A 22,734-nucleotide genomic window follows, 5' to 3' on the forward strand; every position below is an offset into this window, starting at 1 on the left:
CACCGCAGCCGAAGCAGTGGTAACGCCGATCCAGCTTCATGCTTGGGGTTTTATCATGATGGAACGGGCAGCAAGCCATCCCGTTCCGCCCTACATGGATTCCATAATGCTCCGCAGCCTGTCTGGTTGTGACGGACTGCTTCACAGCTTCAAATACATTCAAATCTATCCCTCCTTGAAAATAAGAAAAGCACCTGACATTCTCTGATTGAAAATGGCAAGTGCCTGTTAAAGTTCCATATCCTGTTGTCTGTGTTTCGCCTGTGCCGGGGCGGTTCTTTGTGCTTTTTTCTCGTCTGCCTTATCCTGCAAGACTTCCTTGATGGGCTGCTTCTTGGGCGGCTCTTTGCTTTCCTCTGTGCCGGGTGTGGCTTTCCGTACCCAGTAGCGGATGTCCCGCAGCTTCTTCAAATCAGCCTGTACCTCGATCAGAGGTGTTTTCAGGGCTGCAATTTCTTCCAGAAGCGTTTCCTGCTCCTCTTGCAGCTCCTTTTGGGTACTGTCCTTATCGTCCGGGTGCTTGGCAAGGTAGGCGGCGGCTTTCGCATACCGGGCAACCTCCGGGTGTTCCTGTTTGAATTTCTCCTTTGTTTTCTTAAAAAATATCTTCTGGTACTTCTCATAGACAGGCTTACATTCCTTGCAGTCTGTCCGGCTGGCAAGAATCCCGTCAATCACTTTGCTGCGGGCTTCCTTTGGCTTCATCTGATTGCGGTAATCTGCGGCTGATTTCCCGGAAGATTCCAGAAATGCTTCTAAGTCCTCCACAGTGGAAAGCCCCTTTTGCCGGAGATAGGACAGGGCTTCGCTGACTGCCTTTAAGTCCTGTGAAGTCCCCCGGTTCTGTCCAGCCCTTGTCCAGTCCTTCCGTTCTTCCTTTCGTATCTCCATATACTTCATCAGCAGATTGGGAAGAAGTGTCGCTTCCTCCGCCGCTTTTTGTGCAAGCAGCTCTTTCCGTTTTTCTCCCAGCTCGGTAATCCAGCCTTTGAGGTTTTGGATAAGCTGCCGGATGGACTTCATCAGGCGGTTGGCGGCTCTGATTTCCCGGTTCAGGTTGCCGATATTCGTCTGGATACCACGCTTTTCCATCTGCCGGACAGCAGCCCCCTCATGGACAGTAGGGATAATATCAAGCCCCTGTCTGGCATAGGAACGCAAGTCCACACGCTCCGGGCGGTCATTGGCTTCCAGATAGCGGTTCTGGATGACCTCCCATTCATGCCGCCAGATTTCACAATACTTCTGGTCGTTCCAGTCCACCGTATCCTCCTTGTGGCTTTTCCACCTGCCGGATGGCAGCTTTATCCGTTCCCCGTTCTCGTCAAGGTCATAAACCTTGCGGCTCTTGGGAAGCCATTTTCCATGTTCGTCCATTGCCCTCATCGTCAGCAGGACATGGGCGTGGGGATTGTGTCCCGGCGGATGGGGGTCATGGATGGCAAAGTCAGCAATCATCCCTTTGGAAACAAACTGCTGTTCACAAAACTCCCGGACAAGGACAGCGTACTGGTCGGGCGGTATCTCTCTGGGGATGGTAAGCACCCACCGCCTTGCAAGCTGGGAGTTCCATTGTTTTTCCACCGTTTCGGCGGCGTTCCATAAGGTATTGCGGTCTGCATACGACCGTGGGGCATTTGCCGGGAGCAGGATTTCATTGTGGACGATACCACGCTTTTCCGGGTAGTGCTTCACTTCCTGGTCGTATTCACAGAACAGCTTTTCGCCGCTCTGGTAAGCAGCGGCGGCAACCGCAGACTGCCGCTGGCTGCGCTGAACAATCGTGATTTCGTTGTGTGGACAGGGCATTTCGTGTCCCTCCTTTCGGTAATTGGTGGATGGGGTGGCGTTTTACCACCTCATTTTGGGCAGAAAAAAAGCAGGAGACCTTTTTCAGATTTCCTGCTCGGTGTGCCGCTGTGTAAGCGGCGGGTATTTAGTTGTGAAAGTTCGGGACAAGTTGACCCGATGTGAAGCTGACAAACTGGAAGTTGTCAAAGAGAATTGTTCCAGTATTCCACAGTATTGCCATTCACATCATAGAATGTAATGGTTCCCGCATTTATAGGCAAAACAATCGCAAAAGGTTTATTGCTGTCAATGTCAAGCACTTGAATTGTGTTGCCGTCATCTATTTCAAGCTGTGTTACCTGTTGCTGATTCATAGAAATAAATGCTCGCTCATTATATCCTTCTACAGTGTACTCGGCAATTCCTCTTTGAACCCCCGAAAGTTTTCCACCCCCACGGAAAAAGTATCCAAAGGAAAGACCAGGGCGGTTGACATAGACGGAAAAAGAATGGTCACTCAAATCCTGAGGGTAAGAAATATATGCAGCCATCGTGCTGGAAACGCTTCCATCGACCGTCCAATCATCCTTAATCTTCTGCGACGAACGAATATCTGTCTCCAGCTTAGATGAAGTCACGCCGATCTCATTGTTCGTATAAAGAAAACAAACAAATAAAATACAAACAAGAACAACCCCTATCACAATTTTAAGAAATATTTTTTTCACGCTATCAAAACTCCTTGTCAACTACCGATTTTCTTAATTCGACAAACCGGTATTGCTCAATCGTTTTTCTCCGTTAGGAGAATATACAATCCATAAATAAAAAGAACAAGGAATAAAACCGTAGGAATCAATAATCCATTTTCTAAAATACTTACAATCATTCTTCCAGGTGGCGTTACCCATGCAGTTGCCGGATTTTGCATTGCCGCTATTATCATTCCTACAATACCAACAACACCACTTAATGTTAAAAAACCACCTTTTATATTTCTACTCATAATCATTACCTCCTCGTTAAATTCAGGTTTGTTGTCATCTTCATTATACTTCATCGACTATCGAAAAGATAGCGTATTTTATGAAACTTGTCGGCTGGGAACAGCTTGCAACGCAAGGTGTCCCCAGATGGCAAGTCCACAAAAGGGTAGCTGGCGGCAGCCAGCGCAGGGGAAGCGTAGCGTCCCCTGTATGATTTGGAGCAGACCATGACTGCGGAAAATCACAGCCCTCCGGCGAGGAGCCTTCGGAGAACGCAATGCACCAACCTCTGGGTGGTGTATAATTGCGCCCTTAGTAAACTAAGGGGTTTCCGGCTTCTCCCGTTCCAGCAGTTTTTTCAATAGTTCCTGCGTGTCCTGCCTGTGAAAAATGAGTTTCAACAACAGCATGACATCATCATCTGTCAGGCGTTCCGGCTCTTGCAGAAAACTTTCCAGCATACCGCCACGAGTACAGAGCCGGTGCGTCCGTTCCTTTCGGGTAAGCTGCTTCAACTGGTGCTGCAATGCCTTTTCATCATTGATGGCTTTCCGCAGTTTCTTTTCGCTTTTCTCCAGCTCCCGGTTGAGCTTTTCCAGCTTTGAGGTATCAGGCAAGGGCAGCGTCCTCCTTTCCCGGTATCAGCACATAAATTCTGTTCGGTTCTCCCACGCCCTGACGCACCCGCATGATAAGTCCGGCGGTTTCCAGTTCATTCAAAGAACGCTTGACCGTCATGGGGCTGCGGGACAGGACTGCGGCAATGGCTGTGACAGGGAAGCAGACAAACAGGATTCCGTTCTCGTCCTCCTGCCCTTTGGATAGCATAGCGTCCAGCATCCGGCAGTACATGACCTTTGCGGTGCTGCTGACTGGAAATCCTGTCAACGCTCTGGGAAATGGCATACAGGGCGGCAATGGTGTGTCTATCGTCATAAATTCAAAATTCATTCGGTGTGTTCCTCCTTTTTCTTTGCTCGTTTGGATAAATAACGGGGGCAGTCAATCACAACCGCCCGGAAGCTCTGCTTGCACCCATGCTGGCATTTCCGGCATAATTCGTTGTAAGTGACACGCCCCCGGTCATTGAGGTAAAAGGAAAGCTCATGCTTCCTCTTTTTGCTCATTCTCGGCATATTGCGTTTCCTCCCGTTTTAGTGTATGGTTTCGGGGCGATTTTCGGCAAAATTACGGTCATAGAGCCGCTTAAAATCTCCCGAAGTATCAGCGATAGGGTAGACTATCCCCCTATCAGATTGTCGTGTTTCGGTATCATTTCGGTGTCAGTTCGCCAGTTCTCCCCGGTGTCGTTCCTCCCCTGAATCTCACAGCGGCGTATCGCTCCCTTTGGTATGCTCGTTTTGGTCAGGGTTCCTCCATATCCCTGCCAAAAGTCATGGCACTACATCGCCGGGGAAGCATATCCCACACAGGCTGGTCATTCGATTGGAATAATCCATCGATGAACTACCTGTATCATAGAACATTTTTGTGCCCTGTGCCGTATGTCCACAAAGTAGGAATTAGGGGTAAAAATCAGAAATTTCCACGATTGCGGAATTGATATGGTATAATCAATTCAACGGTTATAAATGTCGTCAGAAGGGGGAACTGCTTCAATGAACGGAGCTACTACAATACAGGAACGGCTAAAAGATTTACGATTAAACAAAGGATTAAAACTGGAAGAACTGGCAGAGCAAACGGGTATTTCAAAATCGGCTCTTGGCAGTTATGAAAAAGATGACTATAAGGAAATCAATCATGGCAACCTTATCCTGCTGGCAGATTTTTATGGGGTGTCCCTCGATTATCTCTTTTGCCGGACAGAGAACCGGGCGGAGATCAACACGCCATTAAGGGAGCTGCATTTGAGTGATGAGATGGTAGCACTTCTGAAAAGCGGTCGGATTAACAACCGTCTGCTCTGCGAACTTGCCACCCATAAGGACTTTATCAAGTTTCTTGCGGACATTGAGATTTATGTGGATGGGATTGCCACCATGCAGATTCAGAACCTCAACGCCCTTGTCGATACCGTCCGGCATGAAATCATTGAACGGTATCGCCCCGGCGAAGATGACCCCCATTTGAAAGTGTTGCAAGCCGCCCATATCAGCGATGATGAATATTTCAGCCACATGGTTCTGGATGACCTCAACCTCATTATCCGGGATATTCGGGAAGCCCATAAAAAGGACAGTGAGAGTGCACCCCAGACCACTGTTGCCAATGAACTGAAAGAAAATCTGGAAGCGGTCGAAAATTTCAAGGGCAGCCGGGATGAAAAGCTGGTTGTCCTTTACTGCAAGCAGCTTGGTATCAACTATAAAAATCTGTCAGACGAAGAATTTCGCTGGCTGATTCGGATTCTCAAAAAATCAAAGAAAATGGGAACGCCTATCAGTCAGAGGAAAAAACGGTAAAGAAAAACCGCTGTTGCATGGTTTGTTGGCTTCCATGTAGCAGCGGTTTTTGCTGGGATTATTCAGTTGAATTTTTAGAACGACAAACTTGAATTTATTTTGGCAAATCATCTTCCGCTTTAAAATTCACATTACTGTCATCGATCGAGATTGTGATCGTGTAGTTATAGATTATACCATCTTCTGTTTCCAGCTTAAATGTTACCGCACCACCTCCGAGATACTGAAAATCAGGTTCGTCAGACATTCTTGCATATGTGCCATACTGTTGAAAGTATCCGTCTGCATCAAAGAACGCAACATTGCTTGTTTGCTCCTTATCGTTCCGGAAGAGTACTGCACCAACACGGTCACTAGCATGATCTGGAATTAAAACACAGTCTATGTATTCCCAATCTGTTTCTTGCACAAGAGAGAACATCGACACAATATCTTGTTCAGACCAGATTTTTCCTCCATTCAGATTACTGATATCTGTATTCTGAACCGGATTGCTGGCAGAATCTGATGTTTCTGGCATGGCGTCTTTGCTGCTGCAGGCGGACATTCCTAATACACAAACCGTCATGAAAATAAAAAGCAATGCTCTCTTCATATGAACACCTCCTCAAATTCCGATTTGTCATAATCATTCTATCATACCGTTATGAATAAATCATCTCATGCAAAACAATTTCTTCTGCCCGGTTGTGAATGTTATTGCAACGCTGCACCCATTCCATTTGACGGGTACGCTTCAATTCCTCGGTCACGCCCTCGGCAGCTTTCATCTGCTCCATGATGGTGTCTAACCGTTCCTGTGCCTGTTCGTTCAGGTCTGCAAGATATGTCCACAATTCTCCGGTCAGTATCAATGTGTTCAATCTGGCTGGGTGGACTTCTCTTAAATATTCCCGGTGCATCCGTCCATACTTTCCGATGGGGCGGCGTTCTTCCGACAGTTTCAAGTCCGGGATGTAGTAATCTCCGACAAGGATATAATCAATTCCGTTTTCCGTTATTCTTGGTTTCAATTCGCTCATGTTCCTTACCTCCTGTGGAAGCAGGCTCGTCTGGTACTAACTCAATCACATCGGTAATCTCACAATTCAGCGTTTCGCAGATACGGGCTAATGTGTCCATGCTGATGTGCTTTCCCTCTTTGCTCATGTTGGCAATCATATTCGTTGTCATACCAGCGGCAAGCCTTAAATCTTCTTTTCTCATATCACGCTCTAACAGTGTATGCCAGAGTGGTTTATAGCTGATGTGCATATTGTTTTCCTGCCTTTCTATCCATACCACCGGGGCGGCTGCCCCGGCAGGAACTTTTCTCTTATTATAGCACCAATCTTGTGAAATCACAATTTATTCTTGTAGCCTGCCGCTGATACCGTCTGGATTGTGCTTTTCCTTTCTTTTTGTTCCCTTTAATTAGCCATAAACTGCTTAATGCCCTGGCTTTTTGCCGCAGGGTTGTCCGACCCGTAACCTTCCAGAAGGTTGATGACGCCCCATACCGCCAGACCAGCGCCAAGAGCCATGACCAGAATTTTAAGAATGTCGATTGCCTGATTGAAAAATTCCATATACGTTCCTCCATTTTGTTTGTTTGATGGTTTTGGGTACAAAAAAAGCCGCCCACATCGGCGGCGCTTCGGGTCATCATGGCCCGAAGTTACACAAACTCGTCGCTGTCCAGATCATCGAAATTCAACAGGTCAGCTTCTTCGTCCGTGTCGGAGCCGTCCACTTCGTACACCGTGTATTCGTCCTCCGGCTTTAGTCTCAATGGCCGGTGGCGGAACAGGCTTTCCAAGCGGAAGGCGTTTTTCTTTTTATCAAATTCGGCTGTGTACTTGTAATTCGGGTGCTTTTTCAAGTCATACTTCGGGGACAGGAAAGGCGGGAGCCCCCGAAGCTGCAAGATACATTTATCTCCGGGCATGGTGGTGATCTCGCTGGTGGTCATCAGCTCCCGGCCAAGCCGCTGCATATTCTGGCTGTAACTTTCAGACTGTCCACGGCTGCGACCCTCGGTCTGCATGGAAATGGTGGCCTTGCCCAGCCAGTTTTCCGAAATATCCTTTAGGGTGGAAGCCTCCCGGCCTCCGAGGAACACGATACTGTCCATGTTTCCCATGATGGTTTCGGAATGGTCTTTGTACAATGCCTTGCACTGGCTCATTGCCTGATAAAAAAGCGTCAGGCTGATCTCACGGGAGCGGATGACGGCCACGATCTTTTCCAGCCCCGGCACCTGTCCGGTGTTGGCAGCCTCGTCCCACAGCACCCGCACATGGTAGGGCAGACGCCCGCCATAGGTGTTATCAGCCCGTTCACACAGAAGGTTGAACATCTGCGAAAAAGCGAGGGCAACCAAAAAGTTGTAGGTGGTGTCCGTGTCGCTGATAAGAAAGAACAGCGCTGATTTTTCATCCCCCAGCTTATCCAGCTCCAGTTCGTCATAAGACATGATCTCCCGAAGTTGGGGAATATCAAAGGGAGCCAGTCTTGCACCGCAGGAAATCAAAATGCTTTTGGCTGTCTTGCCGCTGGCGAGCTTGTATTTCTTATACTGCCTCACGGCGAAGTGCTGGGGGCTGCGACGTTCCAACCCGTCAAACATATAGTCCACCGCATTTTTGAAGGTTTCGTCATCCTCCCGGACTTCCATGCTGTTTATCATTTCCACCAGCGTATTCATGTTGCGTTCTTCCTCCGGCCCCTCAAAGACGATGTAGGCCACAAGGGCGCAGTACAAGAGGGTTTCAGCTTATAGTGATAGGTAATCCTTTGAAGTTATCGCCGGATTTTCCCCCACTCCACACCGGACGTGCGACTTTCACCGCATCCGGCGTTCCATCGGTTGTTTTCACAAGCATTTAATCAATCACCAAATGAAATGTTAGTTTTCTATTGCGGACAAACCAGCCTGCTGGCGCAGACTGTTCACTTTTAACATCAGTTCCTTTGTTGCCTTGAGCGTGTCGGCTATCTCTTTTAGCTCATTCTTAGGACACTCTTGCAGGAGTGGAAGAAATCTATTATGGAACAAAATCATATTTCGATAGCGTTCCTTGCCGCCCAATTCTGCCGGTGTTTTCAGCCAGCATACTATGTCAGCCGCATTTTCAAAGAGTTCCCCACTTAGCGCACATTTTCCACGTTGAGCCGAGAATAGTGAAATCCTGCTGTCAGTAAGTTCTGTGCTTCGCCCCATAGACGGTTGATTCCTCAAACCTGATAGAACAGATGAGTTCATACTTAGGTTCGTGTGTATCAATGCCCGTCCCTCTACCGTGTAACTGCAAACCGCCGCTTTCTTTGCCATCGGTATCTTGTTCTTGATGTATGCGATAGGGTAGATAGGTTGGTCGATTCCAGATACATACCGTATCATTGCCGACTTTCCAAACCGTTCTTTTTCGCTCTCGGTCATTGCGCCGCCCTCTCGAACAAGTCTGCACCCGGTTTCTGTATTGAGCCGATTTGTTAAAACTGTCATGACCTGTCTGTGGATTTTCCTGCAATCAATGCTGATGCAGGTGGCAAGTTGAAAATAATTCTGTATTCCCAGAACCATTGAATTGTACAGCCGTATTTCGTCCAAAGGTCTTTTTCCCTCTGGAGGTCGGGCAATTCGTTTCGCCTGTTCCACCAGTTTTTGCCTTTCCAGTTCCAACTTTTTGTCACAGATATGAGATTGCACGATGTACTTCCTGCTTTTCGGTCTGACTCGTATCTTAAACCCAAGAAACTCTGAATAGCGTTTTCTAACATTGACTATCCTTGTTTTCTCTGGCGATACCTCCAACCTCAGCCTCTCGGTTATCCATGCCGTTACAGCCTCTTTCGTTCTCAAAGCGTCCTCTTTATTCCGGCAGAAAATTCTGAAATCATCTGCATATCTCACGATATACATTTCTTTCAACCCTGTTTTCCTCATTTTGAGGAATGCCTTGCTCCGGTCAAAAGTAATCGAGTTTCTGATTTTCCTCTCATACCCGTATTCCTTTACAAGAGGGTGGTTCTGCCATTGGCTCTCAACCCATTTGTCCAGTTCATTCAGCACGATATTGGCAAGCAACGGTGAAATGATACCGCCTTGCGGAGTGCCTTTGTCTGGAATGAGTGTAGTGCCGTCTGGCATTCTAATCGGTGCTTTCAGAATCCGCTTGATAATAAAAATCAACTGTTTGTCGTGTATTCCCATTGCCCATATTTGCCGCATTAGCTTGCTGTGATTTACGTTGTCGAAAAATCCTTTTATATCAAACTCAATCACATAATGCAGGTTCATGCGTTGAAGCATGGTGTAAGTTTTCTGCACGGCGTGTTCCACGGAACGGTTCGGGCGAAAGCCGTAACTGTTGTCGCTGAATTTCGCTTCGCAGATTGGCTCTATGACCTGTTTGATACATTGCTGTACCAGCCTGTCCCAGATACAGGGAATACCTAACGGTCTGGTTTTTCCGTTTGGTTTCGGAATGTCTTTGCGTCTTACCGGCTTTGGGCGGTATCCGTGCTGACTTCCTGTGACAATAAACCTCACTTTCTCTGCAACTGTTTCGGGCGGTAAACACCCGATGTCACTGATGTTTTTGTTGTCTGTTCCTGCTGTGTAGCTTCCTCCGTTTGCTTTGATGTTCCGATATGCCAGAAGAATGTTGTCCCGGCTCAGAATTAAATCCATAAGGTCGGTAAAATTTTCTCCCTCCAAACTTCGATGATAGAGTTCATCAAAAACTGGCTGCATACCGTAATACTCGGCATGACGTAAGTCATCTACACATAGAGTTTTGTTTTTCTTTGGCATAAGGCATCACCTCCTTTTTGCGAAAGTGACCCTTTTGGTCTTACTCGAATCCTTATGTTGGATTGAATAATGCCTGCTTATCTCAACCGACTTGTGGCCATTCCTCCGTAGCTCACATAACGCAAGCACATCATAGGTTCGACCACTACTTTTCAGCAGCAGTTCGTCTGCTTATTGTTTTTCGTCAGACTATTCCTTGCGGAATCTGCTGCCTTTCCTCGTTCCGATAGTTCTATCTGTTCATACATACCCATAGGTTCCTGCTATAGACCTGTCGGCTTGCCTGTGCCTGTAACACAGCATGGTCGTTCGTAGGATCAATTTCTACTAAACCACACCGACTGCGCATTAACGCACCCACACATTTCTGCGTGGTCTTCTTTTAGACCTGTACATTCGCAGGTTCGTCAGTCCGCCCGCCAAAGCGAACATTCTAACCATAGGTATCTTATAGACTCTCGGCTTATAGGTAACACAGTCTGCCTCCAGACCGCTTTCGACCACTTTAGGCAGTGGTTACGGTTACTCTCAGCCTTTGTCATGGGGCTTCGTACACCAGCCATTACAGCTAATGCACGCCCATCAAGGGTAGGCGTTTCAGGGCGTTACCCCGTCATTCCACCTATCAAACTACCAGTTCTCCGAACAACGGAAAACCGTTGCTCGTGCGCAGACTTTTTACCGTCTGCGAACGAGTCGCACTCACCCAGAAATCCTCAGAGGCTTGCTGTCCTTCCCCTTTGGTATTTACAATGATTGTGTTTACGAGCTTGGTTGGCGCGGCTCTGCTCCGGCTGGTCGGCTCTCTGTGCAATCTCTTAGTATCCCTCGTTCACAACTTCCCATGTTTCATTATTCAGTTGTAAAGTGATTGTGCGATTAGGCCCTTGAATTACTCCGTCCTTGCTTGCACACACAGAAAAAATAATTTTATTTTCTGTCTGGCTCTTTAATTCCAAAGAAACAACTTCAAAGACTGTATTCTCATAATAGGCTCTGGCTGCTTCATCTGCTATTTTCAACTCATCATTGGGTGCTGCTTCTGTAATAGAAATTAAATTGCCAATCGGGGGAGTCGATTCTTGAAAAAAGTCCGAGCAGACTATTTGTACCCACGTACCAGTTTTTAATTTCCAATCTTTTTGTTCCTCTGTCAATTCAAACAGCACTTTATCATAGCTTAGTCCTGAATTTTCCTCGACATCAACAAGAATAATGGGAACTAAACTTTCAATCACATTGTCAATGATTGTTCCTGTGAAAGTAATACTATTTGGAATGACAATTTGCTCTGGTTCATTCGGATCTGCTTCTTTGTAATTATCCTCTATAACAGGTGCGGCACCGATTGCTTCGCTATCGGGACGATTTATAAAAGTATCTTCTTCGCTGATTTGGTAATCATCAAAGGACGCAAAGAATCTACCGTCATCTAACAGAGAGATTGTAATTGCCTTTGTTGTAGTTTTTCCGTTTTCAAATGTAATCTCCATGACGATAATATCATTCCGCATTTCCTCCGGCAAAGCTGCAATCGTACTGTCCTCATTGTCAGTCAGTTCCCGAATGATAGCATTAGGCACCCAGCTGATCGTCAAATAATAATATTCGCTTTCGTCCTCCCCATAGGCAACGGTAAAGTTCTGGGCGTTCCCATATTCATCTCTTTTTTCTGTCCAGTCCCAAAAATTGATTTGCTGGTTTTTGCAAGAAAAACGGACTGTAGCAATATCTTTGCCAGAAAGATAGAACATCAACGGCTGTCCTTTCATCTCTCCGCTATCGCTGATTGTACCGCTATTCATTACCGCGCCGGCTGCGGTAATTTCTTCATTTGTGCCATAAGCATAAGCCGATACAATCATACCGCCGGAAAAAGGGGCAAGTATGCCGCCTACGGCAATCACGATTGCGAGACAAGCCGCAACCGCGCCCACTTTAATCCAAAAGGGCTTTTTATTTTTCTGCTCCTAACGCTGTGTTGTTCATAATGGACCTCCATTTCATTATTTCATGTGTTTGTTGCACCTAAAACCATTCACAAATGCGCAAAAAGGACATTCCTAAGTAATTAGAAATGTCCTTTGGTTTCGATGTTACTGTCACGAGTAACAAACTGTTGCACCTGTACGGTTTTGTTGTACTCATTTTTCCATAACACGTTACAATATTTTATTGAAAATCCAACTATTCTTCTGAGAATAACCGCTGTTTGCGCTGTATCATCTCATCGATTCTCTCGATATACTGCCCGACATCCTTGACATTGTCACAGCGTTCGATTCTGCCATCGCCATAGACGCGTTTGGAGATGGTTCCTGCACCGAGTGCCATGATCGTCTGGACCTCCTCCATAATTAAAATATTATAAATACCCGCCTTCTTCGGTTTTGCATAGCCGACATTTTCGAAATTGCCGGACATATTTTTCTGTCGGTAGAGATAATACGGTTCCATGCCCATCTGCTTTGCCCCCTGGGCAGCGATCGCCATCGTTTTGTCCGTGTTGTGCAGCGTGCTGATGCCGTGCTCCAAAATCCACTGGCTCAGCCTGGAAGCCCGCTTAATTGCAAGAGAATGTACCGTCAGGCTGTCGGGTCCAAGCTCCTGCACTCGGTGGATTGTCTCTTCGACATCTTCCTTCGTTTCTCCCGGCAGCCCGAGAATCAGGTCCATATTGATATTATCAAAGCCTTCCTCCCGCGCCAGCCGAAATGCCTCAACCGTCTGCGCCACAGTATGCCGACGACCGATCAGATCAAGGGTTTCCTGCTTCATCGTCTGTGGATTGACCGAAATTCTCGTCACACCATAACGCTTCATCACACGCAGTTTCTCTGCCGTAATACTGTCCGCGCGCCCTGCTTCTACCGTAAACTCCCGCACCTGTGACCAGTCAAGCGTATTTTGAAGCTTCAAAAAAAGCCGCTCCAATTCCTCTGGTTCCAGTGTAGTCGGCGTGCCGCCGCCAATATAAACGCTGTCCAAAACGCGGTCTGCGCAGGCTTCTTTTACGAAATCGATTTCCTTTTCCACAGCGCTTAAATAGTCGCTCACGCGATTTTTCCATGCACAGATCGGAAAAGAGGTAAAGGAACAATACAGACAGGTCGTTGGGCAGAACGGAATCCCGATATAAAGGCTGTATCCTTCCTCATAATGAATTCCGGATAAAATCTGCATTTCCCGTTTGGCAATGTCAATCGACAGCTCTGTTTTTTCTTTCGATGCCAGATAGGTATGCTCCATATAGGCAGCGACTTCCTGTTCTGTTTGTCCCTGTTCCAGAAGCTGTTTCGCAATTTTCGTCGGACGAATACCTGTCAGGGTTCCCCACGGAAGCGTCTTTCCTGTTTCTTCGGAAAGGAGCGCGTACAAAAGCTGTTTTAAATCGTTTTTAACCGTCCCCCTGTCCTCCGGCGTCTTTAGATTGACTGTTTTAGTCCCTCCATTTTCAATTCCTGCACAGATGGACGTCTCATCAAATTCCACGAAAAACGCCGGCAGCCCGGCGTCACTTCGTTCTTCTTTGGTTCCTTTTACAAAAACTTTGATCTCCTGCTCCGGATAAAAGGCCTTTACCAGAGAATGGATATCATAGGCATATCTGTCTTCATTTAACGTTACAATAATCATCTTTTTACTGGCAGTAGGGATTGTACTGCTTCTCCCTTCCAATTGTAGTAATATCTCCGTGTCCCGGATAAACTTTTGTATCTTCCGGAAGGACAAAGAGTTTTTCTTTCACAGAGCGTACCAGACTGCTCATGCTGCCGGTCGGGAAATCTGTTCTGCCGACCGATTCCTCAAACAGCGTATCGCCGGAGAATAAGAAACCGCCCTCTTTACAGTAATAGCAGCATCCGCCTACAGTATGCCCTGGCGTTGCAATGACCTGAAATGAAATCCCCGCGGTTTCCACTGTCTGTCCGTCTGTCAGCCATTCATCCGCTTCGATCGTCACAACAGGGGGCATCTGGGCAGACAGGTTTAACTCCGGCGTCCGGCAGACTTTCTTCTCTTCTGCCAATGCATACACCTTTGCGCCGGATGCTTTTTTTAATTCTGCTGCGCCGCCAATATGGTCAAAATGACCGTGTGTCAGAAGAATCGCTTCCACAGTAAAGTCCTTTTCGGAGAGCAATTTGAAAATCCCTGCTCCGTTTTCCGCAGGATCGACTACGACCGCCTTTGTCCCGCCTTCCCGGTATAAAAAATAACAGTTTGTTGCGCAGACACCCATCGTCTTTCGCCCAATTTTAATTTCAGACATTCGTTTTCCTTTCCCAGAAGCCAAGCAGCAAATCGCTATTTTCCGATAGCATTGCAAACGTTGAAACGCCGCCAATTCCATATCGGCTTTCCCAATACCTGCTCGTACCTGCCGCCGGCATCGCATCAGCCCGTTGTACGCTCAATATCGATGACGCTTTCAATGTTGCGCAGCTTCGCTACGATCTGATTTAACTCTTCCCTGCTGCTGATCTCAAATGAAGTAGACAATGTAGCAATTCCCTGCTTGTTCGTTCTCGTATTCATCGTCTGGATATCAATATTGCGCTCCGTCAGTGCTTTACTGATGTCTGCTAAAAGTCCGTTTCTGTTATGTGCAAAGATATTGATCTCCGCCATATATTTCTCACCATCTGCTCCAGTATCCGAGGGCTCCCACTCCGCTTCAATGAGTCTGGCACGTTCGATCTCCGGCAGGTTTAATACATTGATACAGTCCGTCCGGTGGATCGAAATCCCCCGTCCTCTTGTCACAAAGCCGACGATCTCATCCCCGGGCACAGGAGAGCAGCATTTGGAAAAACGTACTGCCACATCATGAATCCCCTTGACCACGATGCCGTTTTTACTGTGGGGGTGCATCTGCTTCGCCTGATTGGCATTATTTTCTGCAATGGAGGCAAGCACTTCTTCATTGGTCATCACCTTCGGATGGTCTTTCTCATAAAGCTCCTGCATCCGATTGGCGATCTGACCTTCCTTGAGCGCGCCGTGTCCGATCGCTGCCAGCACGCTGTCCCAGTCCATAAAGCCGTATTTCTTCATGACAGCTGCCTGATATTCCGGCTTCATAATTTCGCCCAGGTTGATCGAACGTGCCTTACAGTAGGTGTTGAACTGATCCTTGCCCTTAGTGATATTTTCTTCCTTGACTTCGTTTTTGAACCACTGGTTGATCTTGTTTTTCGCCTGCGTACTCTTGACTACCGTAAGCCAGTCACGGCTCGGTCCCTTGGAATTCTGCGAAGTCAGAATTTCCACGCGGTCGCCGTTTTGGATTTCGTAATCGATCGTCACAAGCTTTCCGTTGACCCGCGCCCCGATCATCTTGTTGCCGACTGCAGTATGGACGTTGTAGGCAAAATCAATGGGTGTAGAGCCTGCAGGCAAGGTCTTGACGTCGCCGGTCGGCGTAAAACAGTATACGCTGTCGGAAAACAAATCCAGATCGCTTTTCAGCATGTTCATGAATTCTTTGTTATCCGACATCTCGCGCTGCCATTCCAGAATCTGACGCAGCCATGCCAGCTTTTCTTCTTCCTGTGCCTCAACCTTTTTGCCGTCGGAGGCTTCTTTATATTTCCAGTGGGCGGCGATACCGTATTCCGCCACACGATGCATTTCATAAGTTCTGATCTGAATTTCGAAAGGCTGCCCGGAGCTTCCAATCAACGTCGTGTGCAGAGACTGATACATGTTTGCCTTGGGCATCGCAATATAATCCTTAAAACGCCCCGGAATCGGCTTGTACATCTCGTGAATCACGCCCAGCGCCGCATAACAGTCCTTAACCGTATCTACGATAATCCGGACAGCAAACAGGTCATAAATCTGGTCTATGGTCTTATGCTGATTCTTCATCTTTTTGTAAATGCTGAAGAAATGCTTGATACGACCGTCAATCTTAGCTTCGATTCCCGCCTTTTTGATGTGCTCGGAAACCTCGTCCACGATTCCCTGAATATATTTTTCGCGCTCGCTTTTGCGCATCGCGATCTTGTCCACCAGATCATAATAAACGTCCGGTTCGAGATATTTTAACGAAAGATCGTCCAGTTCTACCTTGATCTTGGAAATACCGAGACGCTGTGCAATGGGCGCATAGATGTCCATCGTCTCCCGCGCAATCCGGATTTGCTTTTCGTGGGGCATATGCTTGAGGGTGCGCATATTGTGGAGGCGGTCCGCCAGCTTGATCATGATTACGCGGATATCCTTCGCCATCGCCATGAACATCTTGCGCAGGTTCTCCGCCTGCATCTCCAGCTGTGCTTCTGTTTTATTGCCGGAATTGTCCGCAAGATGCAGATGCTGCAGCTTGGTCACGCCGTCCACCAAAAAGGCAACGTCCGTTCCGAACTGTTCTCCGACCTGTTCGACCGTCATCACGGTATCTTCCACCACATCGTGCAGAAGTCCCGCCACGATCGTCTCCTTATCCAGCTCCAGATCCGCCAGGATAATCGCCACGCACAGCGGATGGATGATGTAAGGCTCGCCGGATTTACGCACCTGTCCCTGATGGGCGTTATCTGCCAGCCGATACGCTTTTTCAATCATGGAAATATCATCCGAAGGATGATACTTGCGCACCCGCTCGATCAGGTCCTGATATAGTTCTTCCGGGCTTATAAATTCCTGAATGCTCTCAATTCGTCCGTCATCCAGCACCAGCTTGGTTTTCGGCTCTTTTGATCTGTCTTCCGTTCTATCCATCTTCCGCACACCTTACCATCGTCCAGTTTTATCAGTTTCTGCCAAAAAAGAGTTACGTCGTAACTCTTTTTCGAAAATCAATTATTTGCCTTCATATACAATTGCGGAATCCAGACGATATCCTGCAATTGCTTCTCTTCCCTTCAGCCCTGCCAGCTCGATCAAAACCAACACGCCTGCAACCTCGCCGCCCAGTCTCTCTACCAGGGAGATCATCGCCTGAGTCGTGCCGCCGGTTGCGATCAGGTCATCTACGATCAGCACTTTCTGTCCGGGTTTAATAGAGGTCTTGTGCATTTCGATTACTGCCGTGCCGTATTCCAGAGAATATTCCTGAGACACGGTTTCACAGGGCAGCTTGCCCTTTTTGCGGATCAGTGCAAAGGGCTTATGCAGGTTATATGCGATGGGTGCGCCGAAAATAAAGCCTCTGGACTCTGCGCCTACGACTACGTCAAACTCCAGATCCTTTACCAGATCCTGCATGGTATCGACTGCGAGGTGCATGCCGTCAGCATCCTCCAGCACGCTCGTAACATCTCTGAAAATAATTCCCTCCTGCGGGAAATCCGGTATACTTCTTACATATTCTTCCAGTTTTTTCATTTTCCTATGCCTCTTTTTCTTCTCTTTTCTTTAAAATGGAACCCTGTCAAACGGGACTTATCGATGTTATCATTATATTATTTTCCTTCATTAAAGTCAATACAGCCGAAAGCCCGGATTTTCCCTGCCATGACAGCATCTGAAAAATCCGGGCTTTCTTATTCCTTATTCTGATGAAAAAATGTTATTGTACCAGCCAGTGCTTTGTTTCAACCTCTGCTGCGCCTTATAAGTGGTTCACCACACCCGTAAAGAGGATTTGATCGCCTGCGTCTTCGCCGTTTCCGGTTAAAACAAACGCAAACGGGCTGTCAAAGGTAAGCTCTATCGGATCGGTTTCGGGCATCAGCGCCATTTTTTCCAGTCCCATCACGGTAACTGCGGCAGCTGTCAGTCCGTTTTCGTCCACCTCAACCATTGCACTCTGCAGTGCACTTGAAATATAGAGAGCCTCGTTATCCAGAACCTCTGTCAGCGCAGCGTCTGTTGCCTGCATCAGCGGAATCCCCATGGCTTCCAGAGCCTCTTTGATCGAGAATACATTGCTTTCCAGCTTAAACTTGGGCAAAGAAAGCTGTACGCAGCGGTAATCCGCTCCGCTGATTTTCTGCAGCTTTTCTGTCGTCAGGCTCTGCAGTACCTCTTCCGCACTATAGCCGTCTTTGGGCAGGCACAGTACCATCTGCCCTCCGCTTGTCGTCCAGAGCACGATAGCCTGCATCGTCTCGTCCTCATAATAAATGCCGTCGCTTAGCTTCTGATTCATAAACTCTGCATTCTCGTCCTGCTTTGCGCCGTGAAACGTGCCCTCCGTCGTATTTTCTTCCAAAAACTGGCTGCTCCAGCTGTCCGAAAAATACAATGCATTCGCAATCGCCGCTACCGTATCCGCATCGAAGGAGTCCACAATCTCTACAATCTTTCCATCGGTCTTCTCTGAGGCCCAGCTGTTGATGGCATTTGCTGCAGAGGGATCCGAAAAGTCAACGGAAAAGAGTTTTCCATCGTAATTGTCCGAAAACAGCTGTTCAAACGTCTGATTTACCGTTGCATCCTTTTGAACGAACAATGCGTTTGCGATTTTCAATGGGCTTTCAAACGTTTCTCCATATTCTTCGTAGCTTTTTCTGCGTTCCTCCTGGGAAAGCCCGGCATTGACTGCCTTTACCGTCTGATTTAACGTTTCAGCGTCGATCCCGGCTTCGCCGATCACTTTTAACAGCTGTTCCTGTGTTGCCCCGCTGCAGCCGTTTACCAGCGCCGCCAGGGGCAGCCATGCGGAATACGGGGATGCGATCAGGTTTTCTCCCTCTTTTTTCTGCTTCAGCAAAGCCTCCGTAAAACGCAGTGCAAAGCCGTTTTCCTCATCCCGCGCAACATCCTGATCCGGTGTCTTATCTGCAGCCGTCTGATTGTTTTCATCCGTTTCAGACGTCTGATCCTGTTTGTTTGAATCGGATGTCTCCATAGACTGCGCTCCTTCCGTTTCCGTCCGGGTCTGTGCAGGCTCTTCCCCGATACTCTTTTGTCCGCAGCCGCTAAATAACATCCCCTGTGCCAGCAGGCTCAGGCTCATAAAAAGTGCAAGCATCTGTTTTTTTCTCATATCCGAAAATTCCTTCCTATATGGTGTTGTAAAATCGACAGTTTTTCAACCCTTCCGGCAGGAAATCGTCCTGCCGCAGGATTCTTTTGTGCCCTGCTATCTACATACACGCAGACAGCTGCCGTCCGGTTTCACATAGTTTGAAAATTTTTAAAAAAATTTCAGGTTGCCATATAGTCTGTCCTTCACGATACCAAAACATTCCCGCAGCACATTATTGGGCAGAAAATAAACACCGGAATCCGCAGAAATCCCGACCGGATCTAGAAAGCCCTGCTGTTTTGCCAGCCGCAGGCTTCTGTAAACATGAAAATTGCTTGTCACAATGCCGACCTTCTGAACCTCCTGCGGAATCAGCTTTCTGGAAAAGCGCAGATTTTCTACGGTGTTGGTGGACTGGTCTTCTAAAATCAGCCGTTTGGGGTCAATTCCTTTTTTTACCAGAGCATCATACATTCCCTGTGCCTCGCTGACCGGCTCGTTGCTGCCCTGTCCGCCGAACAGTACGCAGAGCGTCTCCGGATTTTCCGTCAGATAGGTATATGCCTGACACAGCCGTTTTTCCAGAACGACGCTGGGCCCGCTTTGCTTCATCTGTGCACCCAACACAATAATATAGGAAAGCTGCTGCTCCCCTTTTGCAGAAAATGTGCTGCCGATCAGGATCAGCAGACCGCACAGACAGGCAATACCCACGCCTGCAAGCACGCCGATTCCCGCCCGCAGTCCGATTGGCAAACGCATCCAGAGCCCTTTTTGTACAAAAAAGCCGAACAGACCAAACAGTGCCGTCCCTGCCAGCCAGATCAGGTAAAATTTCGTTCCGGCAGCCTTGGTTGCAACCACGCCAACACAATATACCAGACACAGTGCCGCCAGCACATAACAGAGCATCGCCATTTTCATTCTCCTCGTCCGCTTCTTCTCCATTTTAATCTCCATCCCGCATACAGTTTTATCCAAACGGTTTACTCGTTTCGAAACAGATCGTAATTGATCTTTTTGTAAAAGAGACGCTCGATTTCCTTTCGGTCTTCCATGTGCAGACCCAGAATCCACATGATCTTCGCAAGCACCGCTTCCAGCGTCATGTCGTAGGTTTCCAGAAACGGCAGCTGCTCCCGCGCTGCGCGACCCACCACATAGGTGTCCATGCTGCTGCCCTCATACGTCACCTGCGTCGCCATGATCAGGATCTTTTCATGCGCCTTGTAATGCTGCATTTCCTCCAAAAGCGCCTGACGCAGACGATCCGGCAATCCACCGACACCGAAGCCTTCAATAATAATACAGTCATACACGCTCAAAATATGCGGAATAATCTCCGTGGACATCCCCGGTGTCAGTTTTAACAAAAACACCTTCCGATCCATCCGGTTAAAGAAACGCACCGGACCGCAGATATCCTTCTGGATATAATAGACCACCGTGTTGTCGTGAATCTGCCCAAGCACCGGAAAATTGATGCTGGAAAATGCATTATAGCTGAAGGTCGCCGTCTTTTTCGCCCGCGTTCCCGCAATAATTTTGCCGTCAAACACCAGCATAACGTCCCGGCTTCGGTCGTCAAGTGCGCACCGGATGCTGTCGTGCAGATTTTTCCGTGCGTCGGTGATTTCCTGCAGAATCGATTTCTGCGCACCGGTCAGGACAATCGGCTTGACAGAATTCTGAATCAGATAGGAAAGCGCCGCAGCCGTATACGCCATCGTATCCGTCCCGTGGCAGATCAGAAACGCGTCGTATAACGTATAGTTTTTCTGAATCAGTCCCGCCAGCTTCAACCACCACGAGGCTTCCATATTTGTCGAATCAATGCTGCAGACCTCGTATGGAACTAACTCGCAGACATCTTCAAATTCTTTCATATAATCCAAAAAATCGTCGGAGGACAGCACCGGTGCCAGACCGTTCCCGCCATCCTGTGAGGCGATCGTCCCGCCGGTTGTCAGCAATAAAATTCGCTTTTTCATACGTTCCCCGTTTCTCAGCGTCTGTCCGTGCTTCCAAATCCGCCATTGCGGACTCCGTCCGCCTCGTCATCCTCCGTGATGCCATACGGCATGAAAATCCCCTGCAAAAAGCCCTCGCCCGGATGGATTTCTAGCACCTTGCCCTCGTTGGAATCGTTCGTCAGCTTCGCCATGATATGTCCTTCATTGTCGGAATTATAGTAATCGCTGTCGATAATTCCGACGGTATTATTCAGCTGCAAACGGTACTTAAAGCCCTGTCCGCTTCTGGGAAACAGGCACAGCACCCAGTCCTCGTCCATCCGCGCACGGATTCCGGTCGGGATTTTAATCGTCTCGCCCGGCTTTAACACAAATGCCACCGGTGCAGAAAAGTCATAGCCTGCGCTTCCCGCTGTCGCCCGTTTTGGTTTTGTAATATCATCATAAATTGCACGGATTTCCGCCGTTTCATGGCCTGGGAACGCGTCCGCGAAATCCTTTTCGTACTGTGCAAAGCTCACCTTTTCAAATGCTGCAATTCTTTTCATATTCTTCTCCTGCTGTCTCGCCTGCGCACCTTTTCTGTACGCCTGCAGTCGGTTATTTTTCTATCAGAGTTCTTCATCCGTCTCATAGTCGCCGCAGTGTAAAATCACCTCTGCCTCTGCTCCCGTCCTTTTTGATAATCTTTACCGCTCTTTCCGGACGGTAAATCTTTCCATAGCAAACCTCTGTTTCCGGAACCTGCTTTTCCTGCGTCATACTGCCTCCATCTTCCTGTTCTTCCAAAACGGCTCTGTGCCACAGCTTTTATCCTACGCGTCCATGCACTGTTTTCCCGCCGTCACAACACGAACCGGCAGCAGACAAAGTGCCCGATGCCGGTTCGTGTTTTAACTACGTCTGATTCTACCGCAGTGTAATTCTGCGCAGAATATTTGTTACAGTTCACCCGCGCCATTCGCAAAAGCGCATCTTCGATGCTCTCCGCTGCTTCGCAGCTCATTTTTGCTCATAAAATGGCGCTCCCTTCGTACCCTTTTGCGTTCAGATTTTCGTGCAAGCACGAAATCTGAACGCAAAAGGGTACGAGTGAACTGTAACGAATATTTTACTCCTGTGCGTCTGCACTCTGCGCGTTCTGCGCATCCTTTGCATCCTTTTTATGGCGCGCGGTAATGCCGACCTTCACTGCAGCTATAATCACAGCTGCAAATACAACAAACACAAGCAGATACGATATAAATGAATTGATAAATGCAACCAGATTTCCCATAGATCCGTCTCCATTCGCTAAATTTTTCTGTTATGCCCTATTGTAGCATTGAAAAGCTGTCTGCGTCAACCATGTACCCCGGGATCTGTCAGAACCGCATTCGTGTCCGCAGCCGTCGTCGCCAGATGATCGCACCGCTCGTTTTCCGGGTGCCCGGCATGTCCTTTTACCCAGGTAAAATGCAGCTCATGGGGCTGTGCCGCCGCCAGAAGCCGCTTCCAGAGATCGACGTTTTTAACCGGGCCGGAAGCGCCCTTCCAGTTCTTTTTCAGCCAGCCGTCAATCCATTTTTTGTTAAACGCATCCGTCACATATTTCGAATCGGAAACAATTTCCACCCGGCACGGCTTTGTCAGCGCTTCCAGACCGGCGATCACCGCCATCAGCTCCATCCGGTTGTTGGTCGTGCGGATATAGCCCGCAGAAAATTCCCGTTCATGCAGATTGCCCTGGCTGTCCACAAACTGCAAAACTGCGCCGTAGCCCCCCGGTCCGTCCGGGTTTCCTCTTGCCGCGCCATCTGTATATAGTGTTACATTCTGCATTGTTTTTCATTCCTTT

26 protein-coding genes and 1 pseudogene are annotated in these 22,734 nt (G+C 48.0%); 1 reads left to right on the forward strand and 26 read right to left on the reverse strand.

What is annotated here, in order from left to right:
* The 7 genes from ACLTOQ_RS15430 to ACLTOQ_RS15460 all read right to left on the reverse strand — a co-directional run.
* Positions 1–163: CHC2 zinc finger domain-containing protein (locus ACLTOQ_RS15430; protein ID WP_412319899.1), on the reverse strand; the 163-nt coding region annotated here is incomplete at its 3' end.
* A 65-nt stretch (positions 164–228) separates the two neighbouring features.
* Positions 229–1,809: a MobQ family relaxase gene (mobQ, locus tag ACLTOQ_RS15435; protein ID WP_412319892.1), complete on the reverse strand. Its 1,581-nt coding sequence runs from the start codon at positions 1,807–1,809 to the stop codon at positions 229–231.
* A 185-nt stretch (positions 1,810–1,994) separates the two neighbouring features.
* Complete coding sequence (locus ACLTOQ_RS15440; RefSeq protein WP_006060469.1) at positions 1,995–2,519, reverse strand: hypothetical protein; 525 nt, start codon at positions 2,517–2,519, stop codon at positions 1,995–1,997.
* Between the two features lie 56 nt (positions 2,520–2,575).
* Positions 2,576–2,797 carry a hypothetical protein gene (locus ACLTOQ_RS15445; RefSeq protein ID WP_020993165.1) on the reverse strand — a complete coding sequence of 74 codons (222 nt, stop codon included), beginning with the start codon at positions 2,795–2,797 and terminating at the stop codon, positions 2,576–2,578.
* 300 nt (positions 2,798–3,097) lie between these two features.
* A complete protein-coding gene (locus tag ACLTOQ_RS15450) occupies positions 3,098–3,394 on the reverse strand; it encodes a DUF3847 domain-containing protein (RefSeq protein WP_002594808.1) in 297 nt (98 codons plus the stop codon).
* The gene (locus tag ACLTOQ_RS15455; RefSeq protein ID WP_003020305.1) at positions 3,387–3,728 is read right to left on the reverse strand and encodes a DeoR family transcriptional regulator; all 342 of its coding nucleotides are present in this window, start codon (positions 3,726–3,728) and stop codon (positions 3,387–3,389) included. Before ACLTOQ_RS15455 ends, ACLTOQ_RS15450 begins: the two co-directional genes overlap by 8 nt.
* Positions 3,725–3,913: a hypothetical protein gene (locus ACLTOQ_RS15460; RefSeq protein WP_002304353.1), complete on the reverse strand. Its 189-nt coding sequence runs from the start codon at positions 3,911–3,913 to the stop codon at positions 3,725–3,727. Before ACLTOQ_RS15460 ends, ACLTOQ_RS15455 begins: the two co-directional genes overlap by 4 nt.
* A gap of 483 nt (positions 3,914–4,396) precedes the next feature.
* On the opposite strand from ACLTOQ_RS15460, the gene ACLTOQ_RS15465 reads away from it, so the two are divergent.
* Positions 4,397–5,203, forward strand: a complete 807-nt coding sequence (locus ACLTOQ_RS15465; RefSeq protein WP_002594811.1) for a helix-turn-helix domain-containing protein — start codon at positions 4,397–4,399, stop codon at positions 5,201–5,203.
* A 94-nt stretch (positions 5,204–5,297) separates the two neighbouring features.
* Here ACLTOQ_RS15465 and ACLTOQ_RS15470 read toward each other — a convergent pair whose 3' ends face one another.
* The 19 genes and pseudogenes from ACLTOQ_RS15470 to rnhA all read right to left on the reverse strand — a co-directional run bounded on the left by ACLTOQ_RS15470 (position 5,298) and on the right by rnhA (position 22,718).
* The gene (locus ACLTOQ_RS15470; protein WP_002594812.1) at positions 5,298–5,798 is read right to left on the reverse strand and encodes a hypothetical protein; all 501 of its coding nucleotides are present in this window, start codon (positions 5,796–5,798) and stop codon (positions 5,298–5,300) included.
* Between the two features lie 49 nt (positions 5,799–5,847).
* Positions 5,848–6,225, reverse strand: coding sequence for a TnpV protein (locus tag ACLTOQ_RS15475; RefSeq protein WP_412319893.1), 378 nt, complete (start codon positions 6,223–6,225; stop codon positions 5,848–5,850).
* The gene (locus ACLTOQ_RS15480) at positions 6,185–6,457 is read right to left on the reverse strand and encodes a helix-turn-helix domain-containing protein (RefSeq protein WP_002593556.1); all 273 of its coding nucleotides are present in this window, start codon (positions 6,455–6,457) and stop codon (positions 6,185–6,187) included. Before ACLTOQ_RS15480 ends, ACLTOQ_RS15475 begins: the two co-directional genes overlap by 41 nt.
* Positions 6,458–6,612: 155 nt before the next feature.
* Positions 6,613–6,771 carry a Maff2 family mobile element protein gene (locus ACLTOQ_RS15485; RefSeq protein WP_003500126.1) on the reverse strand — a complete coding sequence of 53 codons (159 nt, stop codon included), beginning with the start codon at positions 6,769–6,771 and terminating at the stop codon, positions 6,613–6,615.
* A gap of 89 nt (positions 6,772–6,860) precedes the next feature.
* A pseudogene (locus ACLTOQ_RS15490) lies at positions 6,861–7,958 on the reverse strand (VirD4-like conjugal transfer protein, CD1115 family); the annotation flags it as partial.
* A 132-nt stretch (positions 7,959–8,090) separates the two neighbouring features.
* The gene (gene ltrA, locus ACLTOQ_RS15495; RefSeq protein WP_113998925.1) at positions 8,091–10,001 is read right to left on the reverse strand and encodes a group II intron reverse transcriptase/maturase; all 1,911 of its coding nucleotides are present in this window, start codon (positions 9,999–10,001) and stop codon (positions 8,091–8,093) included.
* A gap of 818 nt (positions 10,002–10,819) precedes the next feature.
* Complete coding sequence (locus ACLTOQ_RS15500) at positions 10,820–11,938, reverse strand: hypothetical protein (RefSeq protein WP_262585584.1); 1,119 nt, start codon at positions 11,936–11,938, stop codon at positions 10,820–10,822.
* Between the two features lie 250 nt (positions 11,939–12,188).
* The gene (gene hemZ, locus ACLTOQ_RS15505; protein WP_262585585.1) at positions 12,189–13,637 is read right to left on the reverse strand and encodes a coproporphyrinogen dehydrogenase HemZ; all 1,449 of its coding nucleotides are present in this window, start codon (positions 13,635–13,637) and stop codon (positions 12,189–12,191) included.
* Between the two features lie 4 nt (positions 13,638–13,641).
* On the reverse strand, positions 13,642–14,274 hold the full coding sequence (locus ACLTOQ_RS15510; protein WP_262585586.1) for an MBL fold metallo-hydrolase: 633 nt from the start codon (positions 14,272–14,274) through the stop codon (positions 13,642–13,644).
* A 125-nt stretch (positions 14,275–14,399) separates the two neighbouring features.
* Entirely contained in the window at positions 14,400–16,730 is a 2,331-nt protein-coding gene (locus tag ACLTOQ_RS15515) for a RelA/SpoT family protein (protein WP_118762250.1), read from the reverse strand.
* Positions 16,731–16,811: 81 nt separating this feature from the next.
* A complete protein-coding gene (locus ACLTOQ_RS15520; RefSeq protein ID WP_262585588.1) occupies positions 16,812–17,336 on the reverse strand; it encodes an adenine phosphoribosyltransferase in 525 nt (174 codons plus the stop codon).
* Between the two features lie 226 nt (positions 17,337–17,562).
* On the reverse strand, positions 17,563–18,942 hold the full coding sequence (locus ACLTOQ_RS15525; RefSeq protein ID WP_337598501.1) for a serpin family protein: 1,380 nt from the start codon (positions 18,940–18,942) through the stop codon (positions 17,563–17,565).
* Between the two features lie 150 nt (positions 18,943–19,092).
* Complete coding sequence (locus ACLTOQ_RS15530) at positions 19,093–19,872, reverse strand: YdcF family protein (RefSeq protein WP_412319894.1); 780 nt, start codon at positions 19,870–19,872, stop codon at positions 19,093–19,095.
* Positions 19,873–19,910: 38 nt separating this feature from the next.
* Positions 19,911–20,915, reverse strand: a complete 1,005-nt coding sequence (locus tag ACLTOQ_RS15535; protein WP_021915737.1) for an asparaginase — start codon at positions 20,913–20,915, stop codon at positions 19,911–19,913.
* Between the two features lie 14 nt (positions 20,916–20,929).
* Positions 20,930–21,445 (reverse strand): hypothetical protein, encoded by a 516-nt coding sequence (locus ACLTOQ_RS15540; protein WP_021915738.1) that lies wholly within the window; start codon positions 21,443–21,445, stop codon positions 20,930–20,932.
* Positions 21,446–21,527: 82 nt separating this feature from the next.
* The gene (locus ACLTOQ_RS15545; protein WP_337598503.1) at positions 21,528–21,659 is read right to left on the reverse strand and encodes a hypothetical protein; all 132 of its coding nucleotides are present in this window, start codon (positions 21,657–21,659) and stop codon (positions 21,528–21,530) included.
* An 82-nt stretch (positions 21,660–21,741) separates the two neighbouring features.
* A complete protein-coding gene (locus tag ACLTOQ_RS15550; RefSeq protein WP_412319895.1) occupies positions 21,742–21,903 on the reverse strand; it encodes a hypothetical protein in 162 nt (53 codons plus the stop codon).
* Positions 21,904–22,008: 105 nt separating this feature from the next.
* Entirely contained in the window at positions 22,009–22,173 is a 165-nt protein-coding gene (locus tag ACLTOQ_RS15555) for a hypothetical protein (protein WP_021915740.1), read from the reverse strand.
* Between the two features lie 65 nt (positions 22,174–22,238).
* Positions 22,239–22,718: a ribonuclease HI gene (gene rnhA, locus ACLTOQ_RS15560; RefSeq protein WP_021915742.1), complete on the reverse strand. Its 480-nt coding sequence runs from the start codon at positions 22,716–22,718 to the stop codon at positions 22,239–22,241.
* Positions 22,719–22,734 lie beyond the last annotated feature (16 nt).

Origin of the sequence: Gallintestinimicrobium sp. (assembly GCF_046968865.1) — a bacterium.
In the GTDB taxonomy this organism is placed as follows: Bacteria; Bacillota; Clostridia; order Lachnospirales; family Lachnospiraceae; genus Gallintestinimicrobium; species Gallintestinimicrobium propionicum.

Coding starts and splice junctions, on each gene's coding strand:
- hemZ (WP_262585585.1), bottom strand. CDS start 13,637: ATGATTATTGTAACGTTAAATGAAGACAGATATGCCTATGATATCCAT.
- ACLTOQ_RS15525 (WP_337598501.1), bottom strand. CDS start 18,942: ATGAGAAAAAAACAGATGCTTGCACTTTTTATGAGCCTGAGCCTGCTG.
- ACLTOQ_RS15480 (WP_002593556.1), bottom strand. CDS start 6,457: ATGCACATCAGCTATAAACCACTCTGGCATACACTGTTAGAGCGTGAT.
- ACLTOQ_RS15515 (WP_118762250.1), bottom strand. CDS start 16,730: ATGGATAGAACGGAAGACAGATCAAAAGAGCCGAAAACCAAGCTGGTG.
- ACLTOQ_RS15540 (WP_021915738.1), bottom strand. CDS start 21,445: ATGAAAAGAATTGCAGCATTTGAAAAGGTGAGCTTTGCACAGTACGAA.
- ACLTOQ_RS15545 (WP_337598503.1), bottom strand. CDS start 21,659: ATGACGCAGGAAAAGCAGGTTCCGGAAACAGAGGTTTGCTATGGAAAG.
- ACLTOQ_RS15460 (WP_002304353.1), bottom strand. CDS start 3,913: ATGCCGAGAATGAGCAAAAAGAGGAAGCATGAGCTTTCCTTTTACCTC.
- ACLTOQ_RS15485 (WP_003500126.1), bottom strand. CDS start 6,771: ATGGAATTTTTCAATCAGGCAATCGACATTCTTAAAATTCTGGTCATG.
- ACLTOQ_RS15555 (WP_021915740.1), bottom strand. CDS start 22,173: ATGGGAAATCTGGTTGCATTTATCAATTCATTTATATCGTATCTGCTT.
- mobQ (WP_412319892.1), bottom strand. CDS start 1,809: ATGCCCTGTCCACACAACGAAATCACGATTGTTCAGCGCAGCCAGCGG.
- ltrA (WP_113998925.1), bottom strand. CDS start 10,001: ATGCCAAAGAAAAACAAAACTCTATGTGTAGATGACTTACGTCATGCC.
- ACLTOQ_RS15530 (WP_412319894.1), bottom strand. CDS start 19,872: ATGGAGAAGAAGCGGACGAGGAGAATGAAAATGGCGATGCTCTGTTAT.
- ACLTOQ_RS15455 (WP_003020305.1), bottom strand. CDS start 3,728: ATGAATTTTGAATTTATGACGATAGACACACCATTGCCGCCCTGTATG.
- ACLTOQ_RS15470 (WP_002594812.1), bottom strand. CDS start 5,798: ATGAAGAGAGCATTGCTTTTTATTTTCATGACGGTTTGTGTATTAGGA.
- ACLTOQ_RS15520 (WP_262585588.1), bottom strand. CDS start 17,336: ATGAAAAAACTGGAAGAATATGTAAGAAGTATACCGGATTTCCCGCAG.
- ACLTOQ_RS15510 (WP_262585586.1), bottom strand. CDS start 14,274: ATGTCTGAAATTAAAATTGGGCGAAAGACGATGGGTGTCTGCGCAACA.
- ACLTOQ_RS15550 (WP_412319895.1), bottom strand. CDS start 21,903: ATGAGCTGCGAAGCAGCGGAGAGCATCGAAGATGCGCTTTTGCGAATG.
- ACLTOQ_RS15445 (WP_020993165.1), bottom strand. CDS start 2,797: ATGAGTAGAAATATAAAAGGTGGTTTTTTAACATTAAGTGGTGTTGTT.
- ACLTOQ_RS15535 (WP_021915737.1), bottom strand. CDS start 20,915: ATGAAAAAGCGAATTTTATTGCTGACAACCGGCGGGACGATCGCCTCA.
- ACLTOQ_RS15475 (WP_412319893.1), bottom strand. CDS start 6,225: ATGAGCGAATTGAAACCAAGAATAACGGAAAACGGAATTGATTATATC.
- ACLTOQ_RS15465 (WP_002594811.1), top strand. CDS start 4,397: ATGAACGGAGCTACTACAATACAGGAACGGCTAAAAGATTTACGATTA.
- rnhA (WP_021915742.1), bottom strand. CDS start 22,718: ATGCAGAATGTAACACTATATACAGATGGCGCGGCAAGAGGAAACCCG.